This is a genomic window from Pandoraea communis, assembly GCF_902459745.1.
Taxonomy (GTDB): domain Bacteria; phylum Pseudomonadota; class Gammaproteobacteria; order Burkholderiales; family Burkholderiaceae; genus Pandoraea; species Pandoraea communis.
Genome location: NZ_CABPSJ010000002.1, coordinates 376,714 through 394,877, shown reverse-complemented (window position 1 = coordinate 394,877; position 18,164 = coordinate 376,714). Strand labels below are relative to the sequence as shown.

Sequence of the window (18,164 nt, the reverse complement as noted above, 5' to 3'; positions counted from 1 at the left end):
TTACATGGATCGGAATCTAAAATGACAAAGTTTCAGCGTCGCGCCCATCGTGAACGTCACCGCACCGAACATATCGGCTGGCTGCGTGCCGCCGTCCTTGGGGCCAACGATGGCATCATTTCCACGGCCAGTCTGGTCGCAGGTGTGGCCGCGGCCCATGCAAGCCACGCCAGTATTGTGACCACGGCCGTGGCGGGATTGGTGGCAGGCGCGATGTCCATGGCTGCCGGCGAGTTCGTATCGGTCTATTCGCAGGCCGACACAGAAAAGGCGGATCTGACGCGTGAACGTGAAGAACTCAAGAACAGCCCCGATGCAGAGCATCGGGAACTGACGGCCATCTATGTGCGGCGTGGCCTGGATCAACAGCTCGCGGATCAAGTCGCAACACAATTGATGGCGCACGATGCGCTGGGTGCGCATGCGCGCGATGAACTGGGCATCTCGGAGACGTTGAGCGCGCGTCCGTTGCAAGCGGCATTGGCGTCGGCCGGGAGCTTCGCCGTGGGCGCAGCCATGCCGCTGGCTGTGGTTCTGCTGGCACCGGAGCAGAGCCTGCTGTATTGGATCGTGGCGACATCGATTCTCTTCCTGGCCCTGCTCGGCGTTGCCGCCGCCGCCGTTGGCGGAACCCCCCTCTTCAAAAGTGCCCTGCGCGTGGCTTTCTGGGGCACGTTCGCTATGGCGGTGACAGCGGGCGTGGGGGCCGTGTTCGGCACTACTGTTTGATGTCAGTGCAGCAAGGGGGCAATAACGAACTACGGCCCGCGCCGGAACATGAACTCTCCATTCGCTCGGCAGATATCGAGGGCGAACGAAATGGGAATAACCCAGTATTCACTGACTCGCGGGAATTCGTTTAAAGACGAGGGCGATCTGCGCGAGGTTTGGGCACGGCTGGGAGGTCCGCCATCATGGCGCGAATACTCTCTCTGATCACCTTGTCCCGAGTTTCGTCAATGTCGCGCGTGGATGCCCCCTTCGGCTGAAGGGCCGCAGTATTGAAGCGTTCCAGAGGCACGAGTCCACCCGCACGGCTGGACACATTGATCTTCGGGGAGACACCGGATGTGGCTGTGCACACGATATCCCCCCGGGCTGCGACCGGCGTGCAATGGTAAATCAGGACGATCTCGTACTGGTTCGCGGGAAAGCGCTTCAAGTATTCGGGGGTGATGAGATCGCTTATCAGCGCCGCTAAATCCGCAGACTTACCATCGCCGAAGTAAGTGAGGGTGAATTCACCGGCTGCGGTAGCGCCAAAGGATGTGCAAAGCAGCGTCAGCAACAACGCGAGTTTCGATTTCATGCAGGGTTCCCCGTTGGATTCAAACGTCTCGAATGCTGTCGCGTCCTGCGAGGGCCGCTACGTGCGCTAAAGCCGACGCATCTCCCTTGATTCAAAAGATTGAGGTTCGCAGTTCGCCAGTGAGCGCTATGGCTCTCGATCTGCCGCCTTTCTTGGCCCGTTCCTTCGCGGAGCGCAGATCTGTGGGGCATAATCGCCCACATCGGCGGTTCGCGGCGAATGACGCGACGAGGTCGGTAAGGATTGGTATGACGACTGGCTTTGCGCTCGATGGATGGGGCTCGGCCGTTTTTTGACGTTATCTGATGTCTCGCATATGAGTGCAAGGACTGCGCCAAAATCTGCGTAGTAGTCCTACGCGCCAGCAAAAATACTAGAAAGTTTCTAATATACCGACCGGCTTGCACAAAATTTCGGCGCCACGAAAAAACCCGCACAGCCAAAGACTGTGCGGGTTCAATTCCTGGTCGGGGCGAGAGGATTTGAACCTCCGACCACCTGCACCCCATGTCGCACGTTAACCCTATTAATTCATATGGTTACGTGATTTTGTCTAACTTGCTGATTAAATTCTGTGCACGCAATCATGCGGGTTTGAGACGCATCAAAATGCCAAGTTAGACAGTAAAATGCCTCATCAAGCATGCTTTAAGGGCACCGGGGATACCCGTTCCACTTGCCGAGATTTGGTGTAGTGCGCTGTCATCTCAGCGGTCGTATGCCCACCCAGAGCTTGAGCGGCGGCAGCACCTTCGAGCCGCTTCATGTCGGTCAATGCCTTGGCGCGCAAGTCGTGGAAGTGCGTGTCCCTTAAGAACTGCATATCAGGGACTATGCCAGTCTCTATGCAGGCTTTCTCGTATGTCTCGCGGGCTCTCTGGCATGCACGCTTCCATGCCGATTGCGCCCCGCTGTATGTGAATCTGTTCCCGGTCTGGGTGCATATCACAGGGCCTATCGCCTTCACTTTCCCGCCCTTCGCGCGGTCGATGGTGGCCCTTAGATCTGATGTCATTTCCACTAGCATGCGCACACCGCTCGAATTCACAGTCTTGGCAGGCTTGAAATAGATCCCTTCGTCGCTCACGTCCTGCCAGTTGAGTGACAAGAGATCGCTGATGCGCTGTGCAGTCTGATATGCAAGATCAATCAGACAAACAATCGTCTGACCTGAGTCGGTCTCTCGTCCGTCTCGCCCGAGCAAAACGGCAGCCTTGATCGCATCGAACTCGGCATCGGTAATATACCGATCGCGCTTGCGCTCGATTGCTCCCTCTACCTCGCTGGCCGGATTGCTATCGCGCAAGCCCTTGCGAACTGCGTGCGCGAACAACAACGAAAACAGTGCGCGGTACTTGTTGCTGGTATTCGGTTTAGCCTCGAAATGTTTGTCGAGAAAGCGGGCGATGTGCGTAGGTTTAACGTCGGTCACTTGCCACTCGTCGTCAAACTCGCTACGAATGAACGTCGCCATGCGCCGGTAATCCTCTCGTGTGGAAAGAGCGTACTTACCGAGCTTTTTTAGGAGCCAGTCGTCTATCAGGGCTGGCATCGTATCAACCGGTATAGCATCCGCGTCGCGCGTGAACTTCGCCAGTTCCCCATACAGCGTCGTGAGTCCATCCGAAACGCGGCACAATTTATGCCATTTACGGCGCGCGTCTACAAACCACCAGGAACCGTGCTTTTCGTACACGCGTGACGGGAGAGGGGAGGCGTTCTTGCGTCGTCCGATCATTGTTAGGCTGCCTTGCGATCAGATTTCAATTTAGGTTCTTTGCGCGCCGGTGGCTGCTTCGCCGCCCCAGCACCAACGATATGGTGGCGCCATACTCGAACGCTCCCGTCGGGACGCCGATCTGCGGGGATGCCGGCTCGTTGCAGGGCGGCGAGTTGCTTGATGTGCTGCTTGTAGCCAGTCGCCTCAACTATCTCGTTTTCGGTAAGGGTCAGCGGTTCCATGTAAGTCCCTCAATTTACTTTTCCGGCCGCTCACACCAATCACAGTCCCATTTCGGCGCGATCCCATGCGGACATGCGTTGTGCTCATCATCGTATTCGGCTTCTGGCTCGTTCCAGTTGTCGTCATGCTCGCTCATCGTTCAATACTCCCGCATTACGACAGGGTAATGCTTTCGGTAATAGGTAAGTTGCTCCTCAGTTACCGGTGTCCCGCCTACCCATTCAAAGACCGCCTTTCTCAATCTATTTCGCGTGACCCTGATAAGTGGGGTTCTGGGGAAATTTTCTCCCGTCTGCATCCCCCAAACTGGATCTTCATAGGCTTGATAGAACCGGATGTAGCTCGTTTTCATCTAGGTTCCATTCCTTCGCAGTAACCCGCAGAATCTTTTCCAGTGCTTCGGCCGTGGCCGGGTGGGTGGTCATGCTGTTTCCAGTTGCAGGCCCGGTTGTCGAGTGCGATCGCGTTGCAGGGCGAAGTACTCGGGGTTGAGTTCGCACCCGAGGTAATGGCGTCCGAGGCGGCCGGCAACCTGCGCGACGGTACCGCTGCCCATGAACGGGTCGAAGACGATATCGCCGGGCCGGCTGCCGGCGAGCACGCAGGGCTCGACCAGTGCTTCCGGGAAGGTGGCGAAGTGGGCGCCGTCAAATGACTGCGTTGGGATAGTCCAGACACTTCGTCGGTTGCGCGTGTCGACTAGATCCTTCACTGCCGCCGAGAACGACGCGTTCTGCTTCACGCGCGGCTTGGCCACCTTGTCATACCCGCGCCCGAAACCGACGCCCGTGCCCGGGTAGCGGCCTGTCAAGTTCCGATGCCCACCAGGCGAGGTGTCCCATCCGCTCGGCGCTGCCTTCGGGTTCACGCCTGCGCCGCGCGCGTGTGCGCCGCCGCTCACCGGCTCTTGCATAGCGTCGAAGTCGTAGAAGTACCGCTCACTCTTCGTCAGTAGGAACAGGTATTCGTGCGCCTTAGTGCAGCGATCGCGGATGCTCTCGGGCATCGGGTTGGGCTTGTGCCAGATGATGTCCTGTCGCAGCCACCAGCCGGCGTCCTGAAGGGCGAACGCGAGGCGCCATGGCTGGCCGACCAGATCTTTTACTTTCAGGCCGTTTGCGTTCACGCGCCGGGCACCTGCGGCGTCACCGCTGCGGGTCGTCCAACCGCCGACATCGGCTGTCTTGCTTGCGCCACTTGCGGCCGACGTTCCGGCGTTGTAGCTGTCGCCCATGTTGAGCCACAGCGTGCCGTCGTCGGCGAGCAACTGCCGGCACAGTTCGAACACCTCGGCCATATTGTTCAGGAACTCGGCCAAGGTCGGCTCGAGGCCAAGCTGGCCAGCGACGCCATAGTCGCGCAGACCCCAGTACGGCGGACTCGTCACGATGCATTGCACCTTCACGCCTTCGGCGATCAGCATGCGCATGGTGTCGCGGCAGTCGCCCAGAATGATCTCGTTCTGTCTCATGAGCGGTCCTTTGCGAGTTTTTGCCACGCTCGTTTGAATCGTTTGACTTTGGCCACGACAATCACGCTAATAAATAGGCACGTTATGGACGATCCAACGACGAATCCAAGTAGAAATGACGTCAAGTTCACGATTTCCGCTCCTCCGCTGCCTGAGAGGTGGCTACTGCCTTGTCGTACATAGCGAGAAGCCGCTGCTGCTCCTTTCGGCAGATGTTGATGATTCGATTGGCGGCAGTGTGGCTCCCCGTTCCGCCGCAGAGCGCGCCACTCTCCAAAATCGATATCACAGCGTGTAACACATGCAAATTGGTCTTGGCTTGCGCTGCATCTTCGATGAAGTTTTTCACGCATCCCCCTTCGCCTTGGCGGGAATGGAGGCCGGGTCCACGACAGTCTCATCCACCTCCCGAATGACCTCCTCGGGACTATCGAACAGTGACCACCGGTAGTAGGTATAGATGCGCAGGAATTTTCGCCACCGCTCCGCATCCTTGAGATCCCCGCCATCCGCCGACAGCGCGGCGCGGGCTTGCCATGCGAGCCATGCGCTATGGGTTTCGCCATGCGCGTACTCGCTCGGGTCGTCGGTTTCTCTTTTGAACCAATCCGATTCAGCGGGCATCGCTGCGGCTTCGTACCAACGCTCAAACGCCTCCCGCTCATCCCCGCCCACCTTCGCGTGATAGCACTCCTTGCAAGCGCCATCGTCTACGCCGTGCGGGCATTCATCGTCGGCCTTCGCGGGAGACGTGAGCCTCAGATATGCATCAAGCAACTCACCGGGATCTTGGAATCCTGCCGCTTTTATGGAGGCGTAGTCGGCCTGATGCATTTCGAGTTCCGATTCCTTCGCGGGAGACGTGAGGGCGGCAGTTTTTGCGAGCCACGAATCACCGCCATTCAGGTAGCTTCGCAAGTCAGCCGTGACGTCCATATCGCGCGTCGATTCCTCATAGCGGCATCGCTCGCACACAGAAATCCCGCCGTCCAAGTGTTCGAGGATTGCATGCAGGACTTTCCTATCGCCCACCTGCTGCGCATCTGCGGCGTCCATTTCAGATAGATATTTTGCCAAGGCGCACGCGAAGTCAGCAGCGAGTCGTTCTTTGATGTACCGACCGAAATCATGGCGCTTGAGACGCCTTGCGAAGAACTCGGCAACGAATGCACGTCCGCCTGTGCTGGTGCGGATATCGTGATCGCCGATAGCCTGCGGCGGATCTGCGAGGAGCGGCAAAAATTTCGCTGACCGGATTTGTTCAGAACGTACTTGAGAAACAACGTCGCATAGGCTGGCTTGTTTGGCAGCACTATCGCCGTTCAAAAGCACGTCCAACTCGCGCACGAGTCGATCAATATCAGCGCGCTCGCCGCCATTCACGGGTGCGGCGCATGCGAGAAGGGCGCGCACTTCCGTCATGAACTGCTCGAACATGTCATCCGAGTTTGCGATACAGTTCCAGCGGCTGCGCAGTGCGATTTCATCGACGTTATTGCTGCCATTCACGGGCGCGGCGTCACCAAATACAAGGGGGCGAAGCGTATAGCCCGCGCATTCGGCCGCTTTCCGCGAAGCCGGATCTACGACGGTAGAAACCATATGCACGCTGTCGAAAACTGCCCACGCCACCACCTCTTGCCCTGCGCTCTGTGCGGCTGGCGTGGGGGCGGCGGCGAGCGCATCAATCAGTCCCTGTGCGATGAATGTCAGGTCATTCGCCAGCAGCCCTTTTGCTTCCATCCACGCAGGCCCACCGGAGCGCCGCTGCACCTCGGTAATTCGGCCCACGGCTTCGCGGATCGCATCAAACGTCACGGTCTTGTGGTCAGGCATTCTCGTCTCCAGTATCAAGAGGGCAATGGCGACCGGTAGCCTTCGGCTCGTTGTCGCGGATCTGTGGGCAATCGGCGTGCCAGCACTCGCCGTCGCGACTGGCCGCGCACCGTCGCAACGGCTTGAGCATCTCCACCACAGAAGGCGGCGCAGGATCGGTATTCAGCCCTTTGGGGCGGGGGTCGTAGGGGCTCATGCTTTGCTCCTGTAGGCTTTGGTGAGGGCGGCGCTGACTGCATGGCCGCGCTGACGGGCGATGTTGGCGATTTCAGATCGATGGTGATGGCCCGACGGCGATTGCCGCAGTAGGCCGAAATAGCTGTTCGTGGCCTGATAAACGTCGGCGGCGGGAATCTCGGTCAAGCGCGCTGCCGCTTGCCGCCGCGTCCGGGGCCGGATTGTTCGGTGCCACGGCTTGAGGAGGTGGCCGACGAAATCGATTCCTCGATCGACTGGCTGCATGATCGTCTTCGTCGGATTTAGGCGAGCGTGTAGCCGATCTGGCAGGAATGCATCGATGCGGGCATGTGCCTCGTTCAGCCATTGCGGTGACTCGTGGACGAGAACGAAGTCGTCCACGTACCGGACATACCTTGGCGCGCGGATCTGATGCTTCACGAACTGATCCAGCGCGTCGAGGTAGATGTTCGCAAAGAACTGGCTCGACAGGTTGCCGATGGGGAGGCCCAAATGTGCTGGCTGCTCCATCAGACGTTTGTGCTTCGGAACCTTGGCAAGCAGTTCCGGGCGGCAGCGCATGTCTACGTTCTCGCGCGGGTCGTGCCACAGCACCAGCTTGGTCAGCAGGCGCCACCACTTGGACGGGATCTTTGCCATCACCTGACGATGTAGCACCCGCTTGTCGATGCTGACGAAGAAGTTGGCGAGATCGCATTTCAGGTAGAAAGCTGGTTTCGACCAGTTCTGCGTACAGCTTCGCACCTGACTTTCCAGCCGCTTTGCCGCATACAACGTGCCCCTGCCCGGAATGCAAGCACATGAGTCCGCTACAAACGAGGCGTAGAAGGGCGGCGAGATGCGGTTGTAGAGCAGGTGATGGACGATCCGGTCTCGGAAGTCTGCCGCCCATACCTCGCGCGGCTTCGGCCTGGTAATGACAAAGCAGATCGACCTTCCGGGGCGATACGAACCGTCCATCAGCTCGTCGTACAGATCCCGTAGATTGCGCTCTAGGTTCAATTCGAACGCGAGTGCGTTGCCGGAGTTGCGCTTTGTTCGCCGGCAGTCGAAATAGGCATCGACCAGCTCGGCGAACGTAAAGCCGTCGTTCTCTGCTGAATCCCAATCTGCGGACGGCCACCGCACGCAACCGGTTGTTCTGGTTGTTGTAGTTCTGGTTACCATTGTTGAAGTTCTGATACCAGGCGAAGCCGTAGAAGTCGCGCTATCCACGTCACCTAGCCGAAGGCATACCGATCAGCCAGGAAACTGCGCCGGACCAGCCACGGCCACCGCCGTCGGTATCCGTTGTGCGCCTGTCGGTGCCCTCGTGAGGCAGCGGCGTGACCAGATTGAAAAGAGCGCTCAGTCGCTTAGGCCTTAACCTTGGCGAAGCGGGCGCTTTGCGGAACTGCTTTTCCAGCCGTTGGCCTGTTTCCCGATGCTGGTCGTCTGCTCGATCGCGCCTGCGTAAGCGGGCCGTGAGATCAGCCGCTTGTCGACGCAAAGCCGCAGCAGCAGTTCGATGACCTGCTGGCGCTCGAGCAACTCGGTCAGGTGAGGTGACTTGTCCGTCGCCACGTTCGCCCGAAAGACCAGCACCATGATCTCGATGCATTCCACGCTGATCTTCTCGCCAATCGATCGCTTGAAGTCGCGGGGCATGTTCTTGACCATATCGGTGACGCTATCGAGCAGCGTGTATGCCGCCCGATAGATGGGGAGTTGTGTGTGCTGGGCCACGGCTCAAATGGCTAAATGATTGAAGGAATAAATCTGCGGACGGCCACCGCACGCAACCGGCTGAGCTGGCTGTCGCAGGTCTGGCCACCATTGTGGAAGTGCTGATACCAGGCGAAGCCGTCTTCATGCTCCTCACCAGACCAATACCAGTTGGTTGAGAACTCGCCCTTAAGGTTGGCGTAGAGCAGGGCCTGTTCCTGCCGGGTCGGCAGTTCGCCGCCCTTGCTCAAGGCCCACTCGCGCGCGTCGGTGAAATCGACGTCTTCCGTCTCGCCGGCGAGTTTGATCAGGTAGTGGCGAAGTGTGCCGTCTTCGTTCAGCACAACCCCGGCGAAGCGCTCGCCGGCAGCGAGCGGGATCACTGTGTCATGAATGCGAATCTCGGTGCCCTTTGCCTGTTCCTTGAACCGCTCGATCAACTGACCGAGTTCGGAATGCTTGGCCTCGATGGCCTCAAGCGTGATCGTCATTGCGATGCTCCGTTGAAATGGGTGAATGACTTAATTTTTGAATCTGCGGACGGCCACCGCACGCAACCGGTGGCTCTGGAGGCTGCAGCCCTGGTAACCACCGTCGAAGTACTGATACCAGGCGAAGCCGTCACCGGCATCCTCGTTGCTCCAGTACGCCGCCGCTTCGAACAGATCCTTGTGCTTTGCGTACGCGACAGCCTGTTCAGGCCGCGTCATCAAGTCAGCGCCAAGGGCCTTTGCCCAGTCCAACTGCTCTTGCCATTCGGCGCGCTCGTTGTTGATCGCGACGATCACGGTGTGTTCGACGTCACCGTTTGCGTCAACGAAGCCGCAAAGGTAGGTTTCGCCCTCATTGAGCGGCGGGATTACGACCTGAGTCATGGAGTGCTCCTGTGGTTGGTTAGATCAAGCGGTCTTGCTTTCCAGCGCCTTACGCAAATACGGGTCGACATCCGTCTGACGCAGCAGCCACGCGCGGTAGTCGTAGGGGATGTCCTTGATCGGCGTTCCCGCGTGTTTTCCGAAGGGCATGCGGGTCGGGATGCGTGCACGTTCGGAGAACTGATATACGTCTTCCCACGTCTTCAGGTCTTCGCCGCAATGTTCGATGATCGCGAACAGGACTCGAGCGCAGAGATAGCAGTCAGCCAGCGCGTTGTGCGCATCACGAAGTTCAAGGCGCACTGCTTCGAGATCGGTCGACAGCATGTAACTCAACGAACCAAGCGTGTGCGAGTCCGCTTCGGGCCACAGGAAACGTGCCATCGCGAGGGTACAAATTCGCTTGACGTTGAGCGATCCAGCTACCTTCCAGTCGAAATCGACGTTGTGCCCAATCATGTACTCGATGTCGTTCGGCAAACGGAACTCGGTGTTCGGCGGCGATCCCACCAGATCAGACGGCAAGATATGATGAACGGCCATTGCGCAGAAGGTGATCGCCTGGTCAGTGCTGTATCGCTGAAGGAAGACGTCTCTCGGTGCGTGCACGGCAATGTCATCGCTCATTGCCAGCCAGGCCGCCTCGATCAAGTGAGGATCGTTGGCGCTCGTGGTTTCGGTGTCGAAGATATATGCCGACATCACTTGATCTCTAGGCGCGTTTTCTGTTCGAGATGGGCGCCCGGGACAGCCTCGCCAGCCTTCAGAACTTCTTTCAGCTTCTCTTTGTCGAGAACGGGAGGTGGCGGTTCGGGTGTCTTCAGGAACGATGGCGGGACTTGCTTTTCATCATCGATCACCAGCGACTGCGGGTTCTTGCGGATCGAGAGTACGAAGTAAGGCGACTCGATCTTCTGGATCTTTGCGTGCTCCATGTTCGCCTTCAGGTATTCCTTCACGTGCTCACTCTTCTTACGGATACCCTTGGCGCGCTCGATCATCAGCTTCGCTTGCTCTTCAATGGCGGCTGCGCTCGATTCCAAGTTGCGCGCAAACATGGCGACGTTGACGGACTTGGTTTCGAGGTCGCCGCTGATCGATTCGAGCGTATCGTTGAAGGTTGCTTCGTCCAACCCGAGTTGTTCAAGCTGGTCGAGCTGTGCGCGGTACTCGCCCGCGATAGTGAAAAGACTGAGGGTCATCGTTCCTTGCTCCCAAGCATTTGCATTTGATCAGCGATGATTTCCGTGCTGTATTGGTCTTGGCCTTGCTGGTTCTGCCATTTCCGAGTCCTAAGGCGTCCCTCTACATACAGAGATGACCCCTTGCGAACATGTTCTGATACGACTTCGGCGAGCCGTCCGAAGAACGCGATGCGATGCCATTCGGTAGATTCCTTCATCTCTCCCGATGATTTGTCCTTGTATTTGTCGCTAGTAGCCAGACGGATATTGGTAATCGCATCACCGTTGCCGGTATATCGGGTTTCGGGGGCCGCACCAACATTGCCGACCAAAATAACTTTGTTCACGGATGCCATTACGCGGCCTTCTTGAGTTCGGACATTCGACGGTTGAACGTCTCGTTGGCAGTAGCCTTTTGCTCCTTCGTGAGTCCGTTCATGATCTTCACGAGTTCGGCTACCGTTTCGGCTGACTCCATGCGATTCATCGCATCGGAGGCGATTTCATCCGGATCTTGGGGCGCGTTGTTCTTTTGTTGGCGACGAGAATCCGATTTGCGCTCGGACGAACCCTCGCCAGCAACATTCGACCCCGCATTGCCGTCGTCATCGTCTTGATAGAGACCGGTGATCGACGCAAGGGCATATCTCCGGCCGTATGTGATCGCTGAGCCATACCCTTGCGGGTCTTGCTTCGGAAGGGGCATAACAAGCGTGTCTTCAATCCACTCCCCCGATGAATGAATCAGCCGAGTGGTCAGGTGAAGGCGACCATCGTCCGAAGGGGATGGGGTTTGGATGAAGGCGATTCCAGCGTCGTTGAGCGCCGGTTTAACCGCGTCGACTACCGAAGCAAGGTCTGCATACTTGTTCTTAAAATGGGCATTCGTCGCATCCTTTGTCGCGAAGGTGATTGCCTTCTGCGCGTTCACCAATGCGGCGGATATGTTCGTCAACTGCTCGCTCGTCTTCATGTCGTGCTCCGGAGGTTTCGTACCATTCCAAATATTCAAGGGCGCCTACTTCAGCCCACCATTGCGGGTCCATAACCCACCTCAAGCGATCCGAGTGCCGCAGTTGTTGTAGCGGCCCTTGGCCGGCGCGTGCGACTTGTGCAGCATCCAGTTAGAGCCTAGGGCTTGCTTCGACTTCTGAGCCAGCCCTGCGAGCCAGCATTCTTGGCGCTCCGCATCTGTCAGCATTGAGCAGTCGAAAGTCAGCAGGTCAACGTTCTTCGGAATAGAAAGATCGGTCATTTGAAACTCCCGAAAGTCGGATATGCGAAGGCGTCAGCACACTGAGCAGCGACACCAACCAGAGAAAGAAGGGCAACGAGAATCAGAAACCCGGCGTAGGCGATGGAAATTTCGCGCGACACTTTGAATTGAGGGCAGTCCTCAGAACAATGTCCGGCTTGGCCACAGCGAAAGCAGTAGTCCTGGATCATTCGCGCACCTCTTCTTCAATAAAGACGCTGATCTCTGCTTCGAATGCGGAAGACATGATTTCTCCGGCACGCTTGGCGTCTTGTCTGATCAGGGCGTTTTGCAGTTCGCAATACGCGCCATAGTTCTCATCAAGAAGGCGCTGCAACGCATTGATTGCATCGGCCGACTCCGCGGCACGTTCTCGCGCGGCTGCCAGCAGGTCTGCCGCGTCTTGTTGGCGCAGGTATTCGCCGAGATCCTGCGTTGCCACGCAGGGAAGAGGTGCGTTCATGGTGATTTCCTCCGCGAGACGCTGGGAGAAATTAATGAATTACTGAATGGGCAATCTGCGGACGGCCACCGCACGCAACCGGTAGTACTGGCTGATGCCGCTCTGGCTACCATTGAGGAAGTACTGATACCAGGCGAAGCCGTCTTCATCCTTCTGGTTCGACCAGTACCAATCCTTCTTGAAGCGATCCGAGTGATTCGCATAAAGCAGCGCTTGCTCGACGCGATTTGGCAAATCGCCGCCAGCTTCTTTCGCCCATTTCATCGCCTCAGTCCACGTCTTTTCGACGTCGCCGGGCAGAAGAATGACGTGATGGCCAGCGCCGTCAGCATTGGTGATTGATCCGATGTAGACCTCGCCTTCGGCCAACTGAGAAATGATGCTTTCACGTGCAGTCATGGATATCTCCTTGTGTATACGGGGCTGCTCTCACCTAGAAAGCAGCTTCGAATACATCTCACGCAGTGCCCCGGCTACACCCGGTCTAACCGGCTCCGGGGTCATCTGCGGTTTTGTGCCGATTACGACGCCATCGGACACACATACGGCTGTCTTGCATCAGGTCCGTCACCCTGACTCACGACGCAGATCGCGCCGACCGGTTGCTCCGCTTACGCGGTCCCGGCTTTGCTTCGGTTGTTAAAGAGCGGTTGCCACTTGGGCGGCTCGCTGTTCGGTGAGCTTGAAAACAAGTCTACAAATTAATTTGTAGAAAGGCAAGACAAAAATACAAACGAATTTGTAACAACGGGCGGATGTAGGGGCTACGCGTCGCCATGGGAGGCTTGGGGGGGATTTAGGGGGGGGGAGAGGGGGAGACGCCGATGTCGGCTTAGACAGGCAACAAAAAACCCGCCGAAGCGGGTCTTATGAGAGATTCATCGGGTCAGCGACAATCTCTCTTGAGGCTTTCGCTCACTTGGCTTGACGTAACCTTGCTTGAGTAAATGGCAGAGACCGCGTTTCTCCAATTTGCACGATCCTCGGAGGTAGATGGCATCTGCTTAAGCACCTTATCGACGTTTTCCTGTGCCTTCGATAGCGGTACTCCATTGTCGCGCCACATAGCGGTAGCCGCCACCGTCTGAGTAAGGAGATTGCAGTCAGATGGAAGTTTTGACTGCGCGAAGGCAGTCGCAGTAAAGACTAGAGTGACAAAACCTGCCGCGACCATCACAGCTATTTTCTTCATGTCATTTCCTCGCAGAGCCCATCTTAAGTCTTCATAAAGGCGCTTCTTCGCGCTCGGCCCGCCACTAGTTGCAGGCTATGAACGTCGCTGCGTTTTAGCGTGAGGGGGGCATAGCCGTTGTTAATCGAAAGCAACTGAAGCTCATCGTCTCTTAGCCAATTCAACTGCTTCAGCAGTTTTCTTCCGTCGACGCAGATAACAACTACGTCGTCGCCATCCTGGGGCTCAATGCTGGGTTCGATTACAACGAACTCCCCAGCGCGATACCTCGGATGCATTGAATCCCCGCGAACGCGAAGCGCATATACATGCGGATCGGATGAAGGGTATTCGACGTAACCGTCCCCGAATCCAACTGGATACGCAAACTCTTCGAGTGCTCCTTCCTTGCCTCCCATTACCTCTCCGACAACTGGGACTAGTCGCCCCATTTTTAGGTCTGGCGCCGGCTCCACTTCTTGCAGCGGCTCATTTTTGTTCCTGGGCGGACTTCCTGTTCCGTATGCAAGCCAATTGACGTCGCATCCGAGAACCTCGGCTATCCGGGGTAGGAACTTGCTGCTTTTTGCATTCTTGTTTGGATCAAGCAGGTGCTGGATGTTCTGAGGTGAACAAGGGACGAGCCGTGCCAGACGGCTTTGATCCCTCGCCACATCAAATTCAGCGGCTGTCATCGCCAATGCTAGGCGCTCATAAAGGAATTTCATACAAACGATTTTGTAGGATCGGCTTGCAAATTTGTCTGTAGAGTGCTACAAATATATTTGTAGACAACATGGGCATAGCCATGACAACCAACCCTATTGAGATTGCCGTTGGAATCTTCGGCTCGCAGACCGCGATGGCTGATCGTCTCGGCGTGAAGCAACAGACCATTTCCAACTGGATCGCGAGCTGGAATAAGGGCGATCTGAACCTCGACGCAAAGCTCTGCTACCGAATCGAAGTCGATACAGGTGGTGCCGTCACTCGTCAAATGCTTCATCCCGCAGATTGGATTGCAATTTGGCCCGAACTTGCGAGTGCTTCTTCCTTCCAGGTGACCGCATGAAAAAGCGAGCCGAATTTCGCAACGAAGTAAAGACACGTCTGCGTGATCGTGCATATGAAGCCCTCCAGCATTTCAAGGTTGTGCAGGGCATAGAGAGCGACTCCACCGCGATGGCCCGCATTACTGAGCAGTTCTTGCTCGGTGCTGTAGGTACTTTGCCAGCCGATCTGATTGGGGTCAGTGACGATTCGGGCCGAAGTGTCCCACGCCGGGTGGCTGTATGAGCGATGACCAAATCGTCTCTGCGAAGCTGCCGATCCCCGAAGCGGCGGACTTAGCCACGCGAGCAGCGGCTGAGGGTATCCCCGCTGATGAATATTTCGGCATGCACATCCTGAAAAGCGCATACGGCGTCCTTCACCCGAAGGTAGTGCCGCACTTGCTGCGTCCTAAGCAGGGACAAAGTGTCCCGAATGACGAGGAATGACCATGCTCGAACTCATCGTCTACTGCACTCCGCTTCTGGCTATCGCCATCCCAACCTACCTGATGTTCTGGAGGTGAAGTGTGGCTGCCCTCTACCGAGAATTCCGTCTTGATCGCCGTGGTGTCCTTCCAAATCTGATCGCTTTCGTGAAGGCGAATGCGCTTGCCTGCTTCGAGCGAGGTGAGCCCATCCGCCTGATCGTGACGACGGACGAGAAGAAGCGAAACGTGCAACAGAACAAGAAATTGCATGCCATGTTGCAGGAAATTGCCGACAACGCGTGGTGGAACGGTCGTCAGTACCCGATGGAGTTCTGGAAGGAATACTATCGCCGCCGTTTCCTTTTGAAGGACGAATACCAGCTCGACGACGGCGGAATCATTCATGTCTATTGGTCGACTGCTGATCTGTCGGTTGGTCATTTCGGCGAACTCATCGAGCGCATTCAAATGGAGGCTGCCCATGACTTCGGCATCGATTGGAACCTCTGAAGTATGGAAGCCAGTCTCGATCTGGGGCGGCAAGTACGAGGTTTCTTCCCTCGGGCGCGTTCGCAACACCTCGTCGCAGCAGTTTATGAAGGCGTGCGTGAATAACCGAGATGGGTATTTGTGCGTCTACGCGTGGGTGGATGGCAAGACCGTCTGCCGCAATGTCCATCGCCTTGTCGCCGAAGCTTTCCTTCCCAACCCCGATGATCTTCCTTGTGTGAATCATCTGAACGGCGACTACCTAGATCCTAGAGTGGCGAATCTTGAGTGGTGCACGCACCGTCAGAACACGCACCACGCCATCAACTCCCTCGGGCGCACGTTCGCACAGAATTTGCGCTGCGGCAAAGGCGTGGAGTCCGGTGCGAGCCGACTTTCCGATGCGGATGTTCGATCCATCCGGCGACTCGCCTCGACCGGGCATGCGCAGAAGGACATTGCGGAGCGATTCGGTATATCGAAGTCGAACGTAAGTGCGATCGTTCGCCGCTTGACGTGGAGTCACGTATGAAGGGCCGCGCCCCTACCAAAGCCCAGAAGGCTTTCTGGGATCTCCTCGCGCGAGAGATCGGTTGCGTCGCATCTCGCATGGATGGCTTCTACGACCCGGTCTGCTCTATCCATCACATTGACGGCCGAACGAAGCCCAACGCGCATTGGCTCGTCCTTCCGCTGTCGGCCGGCAACCATCAAGACGGCACGGGAGCGCCTGGGCGCATCGCTGTCCACCCCTACAAGGCCCGCTTCGAGAAGCGCTATGGCGCGCAGATGGATCTGCTGCGCTGGTGCATCGAGTGGCTACAGCAACGAGACATGGAAGTCCCTGACGGCGCGTTGATCGCTGCGGGGATGATCGGGAGCACGTAATGGACTGGTTCCGGATGTACTCGGAGTTTGCTTCTGATCCGAAGGTACAGATGATGAGTGAGGCCATGCAGCGTCGTCTCGTCATGCTCTTTTGCCTGCAATGCAGTAACGGCATTGAAACGTTTCATGTAACGGAGCGTGAAACATCGATTGCGTTTGCGATGCGTGTTTCTGAGCAGGAACTTGCTGAAACAAAGGACGTTTTCATGCGCCGCGGCTTCATCGATTCCGACTGGAATTTGCTCAACTGGAGCAAGCGCCAATATGAGTCGGACTCAAGCACAGAGCGCGTCCGCAGGTATCGAGAGAAGCAGAAACAACAGGCTGAAACGAATGAAACGTTACCGAAACGTTCCAGTAACGCACTAGAACAGAACAGAACAGATACAGAACAGAAGAAAGAAGAAGCTAACGCTTCTTCAGCGCCGAACGCGATTGCGCTCGACGCTCATGGCAAGTGGACCGGCATTTCCGATGTGCAGCGTTCCACATGGTCTGAAGCCTATCCAGCCCTCAGCCTGGACGCGGAGCTTTCGAAAGCTGCCGCTTGGGTCATTGCCAACCCGAAAAACAAAAAATCGAACTACGCCCGCTTTCTGACGAACTGGCTTTGCCGTGCGCAGGATGCGGCGCCTACCGTGAGAGCCGCAGAGGCACGTGGTCGGTTCAACGGTGTTCCCATGCCTGCCCAGCGCGATGCAGACAACGCGGCGGCCAAGGCGTTGCTATTCGGCCATAAGCCACAACACGAGGTGATCGATGTCTGAAGACGATTTCGATGCGTTCGCGGAACTGCTTGACGCCGCATATTCGCTTCATGGGAAGTCACTTGCACCGACTGCAAAGGCGATGTTCTTCCGTGCCTTGATGCAATACCCGTTGGCCGTTGTGCGCCAGGGCATTGATGCAGCGATCAAAGACCCGGTGCATGGTCGCTTTGCCCCGAAGCCTGCCGACATCATCGCGCAGATTTCTGGCAACGACGGTCGTCCGGAGGCTGACGAAGCGTGGTCGATGTCGCTGGCCGCGTTGAGCGAACAAGACACCGTGGTCTGGACGTCTGAAATGCAACAAGCGTTCGAAATCGCTCGTCCAGTACTCAACGCCGGGGACAAGATTGGCGCGCGGATGGCATTTAAGGACGCTTACACGCGGCTTCTTTCGCAAGCTAGAGCGCAAGGAGCACGGGTGCAATGGTCTGCATCACTTGGGTGGGATAAGGAGTCAGCAGAAGTCGTTTTGCGGGAGGCGCAGCGTATTGGGAGACTTCCTGCACCGGCAGTGGCTGCTTTGCTTCCGCCCCCGCTTGATGAAACTCCACCGTCGGAAAAGCAGCTTGAAGGGCTCGCTCAGGTTAAGGCGTTCGCTGCAACGTTGGTTTCTCCGCTTGAGCGCAAGCGTAAAGAACGAGAAGAGGCAGAGAGGGTTCGCAGAGAAGCCGAGGAATCCCGTAAGGCTCAGTTTGCTGAAGCAGTCGCTTCCTATGAAGGCGCTAAGCAATGAAAAACCTTTCTCTTGAACTTCCGATGCCGCCTAGCACAAACCGAATCTGGCGGAATGGAAGTGGTCGCAACTATCGGTCGGCGGAATACATGCGCTTTATCAGAGCCGTCAGTCTTGCCGTAGTGGCTGCCGGCGCCCCTACTTTCGGAGATAGGCGCCTAGAAGTCCATATCCGTTTGCACCCAGCTACTCGGGCGCGGCAGGACATCGATAACCGAGTGAAGGCTTGTTTGGATGCATTGACACATGCGGGAGTCATGGACGACGACTCGCAAGTTGATGTGCTGATCGTTGACCGAGGTCAAATTGTGAAAGGTGGGATGTCGGTCGTTAGTTTGACGGTCATTGAGCCGTCGATTACCTGTTGAGAGGGTG

General features: G+C 57.0%; 29 protein-coding genes and 1 pseudogene. 10 read left to right on the top strand and 20 right to left on the bottom strand.

What is annotated here, in order from left to right:
* The first annotated feature begins 21 nt into the window (after positions 1-21).
* The gene (locus PCO31110_RS08225) at positions 22-729 is read left to right on the top strand and encodes a VIT1/CCC1 transporter family protein (protein ID WP_010806012.1); all 708 of its coding nucleotides are present in this window, start codon (positions 22-24) and stop codon (positions 727-729) included.
* A 130-nt stretch (positions 730-859) separates the two neighbouring features.
* Here PCO31110_RS08225 and PCO31110_RS08220 read toward each other — a convergent pair whose 3' ends face one another.
* From PCO31110_RS08220 to PCO31110_RS08125, 20 genes and pseudogenes are all read right to left on the bottom strand, one after another.
* Positions 860-1,309, bottom strand: coding sequence for a hypothetical protein (locus PCO31110_RS08220; RefSeq protein ID WP_150690137.1), 450 nt, complete (start codon positions 1,307-1,309; stop codon positions 860-862).
* Positions 1,310-1,946: 637 nt separating this feature from the next.
* Positions 1,947-3,047 carry a tyrosine-type recombinase/integrase gene (locus tag PCO31110_RS26000; RefSeq protein WP_150690136.1) on the bottom strand — a complete coding sequence of 367 codons (1,101 nt, stop codon included), beginning with the start codon at positions 3,045-3,047 and terminating at the stop codon, positions 1,947-1,949.
* 2 nt (positions 3,048-3,049) lie between these two features.
* Positions 3,050-3,271 (bottom strand): DUF4224 domain-containing protein, encoded by a 222-nt coding sequence (locus PCO31110_RS08210; RefSeq protein WP_150690135.1) that lies wholly within the window; start codon positions 3,269-3,271, stop codon positions 3,050-3,052.
* A 422-nt stretch (positions 3,272-3,693) separates the two neighbouring features.
* Positions 3,694-4,743: a DNA-methyltransferase gene (locus tag PCO31110_RS08205; protein ID WP_150690134.1), complete on the bottom strand. Its 1,050-nt coding sequence runs from the start codon at positions 4,741-4,743 to the stop codon at positions 3,694-3,696.
* A 127-nt stretch (positions 4,744-4,870) separates the two neighbouring features.
* Positions 4,871-5,092 (bottom strand): hypothetical protein, encoded by a 222-nt coding sequence (locus tag PCO31110_RS08200; RefSeq protein ID WP_150690133.1) that lies wholly within the window; start codon positions 5,090-5,092, stop codon positions 4,871-4,873.
* Positions 5,089-6,579 carry a phiTE_015 family protein gene (locus PCO31110_RS08195; protein ID WP_150690132.1) on the bottom strand — a complete coding sequence of 497 codons (1,491 nt, stop codon included), beginning with the start codon at positions 6,577-6,579 and terminating at the stop codon, positions 5,089-5,091. Before PCO31110_RS08195 ends, PCO31110_RS08200 begins: the two co-directional genes overlap by 4 nt.
* Positions 6,572-6,775 carry a hypothetical protein gene (locus tag PCO31110_RS08190; protein ID WP_150690131.1) on the bottom strand — a complete coding sequence of 68 codons (204 nt, stop codon included), beginning with the start codon at positions 6,773-6,775 and terminating at the stop codon, positions 6,572-6,574. Before PCO31110_RS08190 ends, PCO31110_RS08195 begins: the two co-directional genes overlap by 8 nt.
* Positions 6,772-7,905: an RNA-directed DNA polymerase gene (locus PCO31110_RS08185; protein WP_246189776.1), complete on the bottom strand. Its 1,134-nt coding sequence runs from the start codon at positions 7,903-7,905 to the stop codon at positions 6,772-6,774. The genes PCO31110_RS08190 and PCO31110_RS08185 overlap by 4 nt, the downstream gene beginning before the upstream one ends.
* Positions 7,906-8,139: 234 nt before the next feature.
* On the bottom strand, positions 8,140-8,502 hold the full coding sequence (locus PCO31110_RS08180) for a four helix bundle protein (protein WP_150690129.1): 363 nt from the start codon (positions 8,500-8,502) through the stop codon (positions 8,140-8,142).
* A gap of 11 nt (positions 8,503-8,513) precedes the next feature.
* Entirely contained in the window at positions 8,514-8,972 is a 459-nt protein-coding gene (locus PCO31110_RS08175; RefSeq protein ID WP_150690128.1) for a DUF1566 domain-containing protein, read from the bottom strand.
* A 30-nt stretch (positions 8,973-9,002) separates the two neighbouring features.
* Entirely contained in the window at positions 9,003-9,356 is a 354-nt protein-coding gene (locus PCO31110_RS08170; RefSeq protein WP_150690127.1) for a DUF1566 domain-containing protein, read from the bottom strand.
* 24 nt (positions 9,357-9,380) lie between these two features.
* A complete protein-coding gene (locus tag PCO31110_RS08165; RefSeq protein WP_150690126.1) occupies positions 9,381-10,058 on the bottom strand; it encodes a putative quorum-sensing-regulated virulence factor in 678 nt (225 codons plus the stop codon).
* Entirely contained in the window at positions 10,058-10,558 is a 501-nt protein-coding gene (locus tag PCO31110_RS08160) for a siphovirus Gp157 family protein (protein WP_150690125.1), read from the bottom strand. The genes PCO31110_RS08165 and PCO31110_RS08160 overlap by 1 nt, the downstream gene beginning before the upstream one ends.
* 5 nt (positions 10,559-10,563) lie before the next feature.
* A pseudogene (gene ssb / locus PCO31110_RS08155) lies at positions 10,564-10,896 on the bottom strand (single-stranded DNA-binding protein); the annotation flags it as partial.
* The gene (locus PCO31110_RS08150; protein ID WP_150690123.1) at positions 10,896-11,513 is read right to left on the bottom strand and encodes an ERF family protein; all 618 of its coding nucleotides are present in this window, start codon (positions 11,511-11,513) and stop codon (positions 10,896-10,898) included. The pseudogene ssb and the gene PCO31110_RS08150, both read right to left, overlap by 1 nt.
* An 81-nt stretch (positions 11,514-11,594) precedes the next feature.
* On the bottom strand, positions 11,595-11,795 hold the full coding sequence (locus tag PCO31110_RS08145) for a hypothetical protein (protein WP_150690122.1): 201 nt from the start codon (positions 11,793-11,795) through the stop codon (positions 11,595-11,597).
* A gap of 187 nt (positions 11,796-11,982) precedes the next feature.
* Complete coding sequence (locus PCO31110_RS08140; RefSeq protein ID WP_150690121.1) at positions 11,983-12,258, bottom strand: hypothetical protein; 276 nt, start codon at positions 12,256-12,258, stop codon at positions 11,983-11,985.
* Positions 12,259-12,297: 39 nt separating this feature from the next.
* The gene (locus PCO31110_RS08135; protein WP_150690120.1) at positions 12,298-12,657 is read right to left on the bottom strand and encodes an Lcl C-terminal domain-containing protein; all 360 of its coding nucleotides are present in this window, start codon (positions 12,655-12,657) and stop codon (positions 12,298-12,300) included.
* Positions 12,658-13,144: 487 nt separating this feature from the next.
* Positions 13,145-13,450 carry a hypothetical protein gene (locus PCO31110_RS08130; protein ID WP_150690119.1) on the bottom strand — a complete coding sequence of 102 codons (306 nt, stop codon included), beginning with the start codon at positions 13,448-13,450 and terminating at the stop codon, positions 13,145-13,147.
* 23 nt (positions 13,451-13,473) lie between these two features.
* Positions 13,474-14,157 (bottom strand): S24 family peptidase, encoded by a 684-nt coding sequence (locus PCO31110_RS08125; protein WP_150690118.1) that lies wholly within the window; start codon positions 14,155-14,157, stop codon positions 13,474-13,476.
* Positions 14,158-14,237: 80 nt separating this feature from the next.
* On the opposite strand from PCO31110_RS08125, the gene PCO31110_RS08120 reads away from it, so the two are divergent.
* From PCO31110_RS08120 to PCO31110_RS26245, 9 genes are all read left to right on the top strand, one after another.
* Complete coding sequence (locus PCO31110_RS08120; protein ID WP_217427271.1) at positions 14,238-14,501, top strand: transcriptional regulator; 264 nt, start codon at positions 14,238-14,240, stop codon at positions 14,499-14,501.
* On the top strand, positions 14,498-14,725 hold the full coding sequence (locus PCO31110_RS08115) for a hypothetical protein (RefSeq protein ID WP_150690116.1): 228 nt from the start codon (positions 14,498-14,500) through the stop codon (positions 14,723-14,725). The genes PCO31110_RS08120 and PCO31110_RS08115 overlap by 4 nt, the downstream gene beginning before the upstream one ends.
* Positions 14,722-14,928, top strand: coding sequence for a hypothetical protein (locus PCO31110_RS08110; protein WP_150690115.1), 207 nt, complete (start codon positions 14,722-14,724; stop codon positions 14,926-14,928). Before PCO31110_RS08115 ends, PCO31110_RS08110 begins: the two co-directional genes overlap by 4 nt.
* Before the next feature lie 80 nt (positions 14,929-15,008).
* On the top strand, positions 15,009-15,419 hold the full coding sequence (locus PCO31110_RS08105) for a recombination protein NinB (RefSeq protein ID WP_150690114.1): 411 nt from the start codon (positions 15,009-15,011) through the stop codon (positions 15,417-15,419).
* Positions 15,391-15,930: an NUMOD4 domain-containing protein gene (locus PCO31110_RS08100; RefSeq protein WP_174979411.1), complete on the top strand. Its 540-nt coding sequence runs from the start codon at positions 15,391-15,393 to the stop codon at positions 15,928-15,930. The genes PCO31110_RS08105 and PCO31110_RS08100 overlap by 29 nt, the downstream gene beginning before the upstream one ends.
* The gene (locus PCO31110_RS08095) at positions 15,927-16,286 is read left to right on the top strand and encodes a Ref family recombination enhancement nuclease (RefSeq protein ID WP_150690112.1); all 360 of its coding nucleotides are present in this window, start codon (positions 15,927-15,929) and stop codon (positions 16,284-16,286) included. The genes PCO31110_RS08100 and PCO31110_RS08095 overlap by 4 nt, the downstream gene beginning before the upstream one ends.
* The gene (locus PCO31110_RS08090) at positions 16,286-17,053 is read left to right on the top strand and encodes a hypothetical protein (protein ID WP_150690111.1); all 768 of its coding nucleotides are present in this window, start codon (positions 16,286-16,288) and stop codon (positions 17,051-17,053) included. The genes PCO31110_RS08095 and PCO31110_RS08090 overlap by 1 nt, the downstream gene beginning before the upstream one ends.
* On the top strand, positions 17,046-17,789 hold the full coding sequence (locus tag PCO31110_RS08085) for a hypothetical protein (protein ID WP_150690110.1): 744 nt from the start codon (positions 17,046-17,048) through the stop codon (positions 17,787-17,789). The genes PCO31110_RS08090 and PCO31110_RS08085 overlap by 8 nt, the downstream gene beginning before the upstream one ends.
* Positions 17,786-18,157 (top strand): RusA family crossover junction endodeoxyribonuclease, encoded by a 372-nt coding sequence (locus tag PCO31110_RS26245; protein ID WP_150690109.1) that lies wholly within the window; start codon positions 17,786-17,788, stop codon positions 18,155-18,157. The genes PCO31110_RS08085 and PCO31110_RS26245 overlap by 4 nt, the downstream gene beginning before the upstream one ends.
* Positions 18,158-18,164 lie beyond the last annotated feature (7 nt).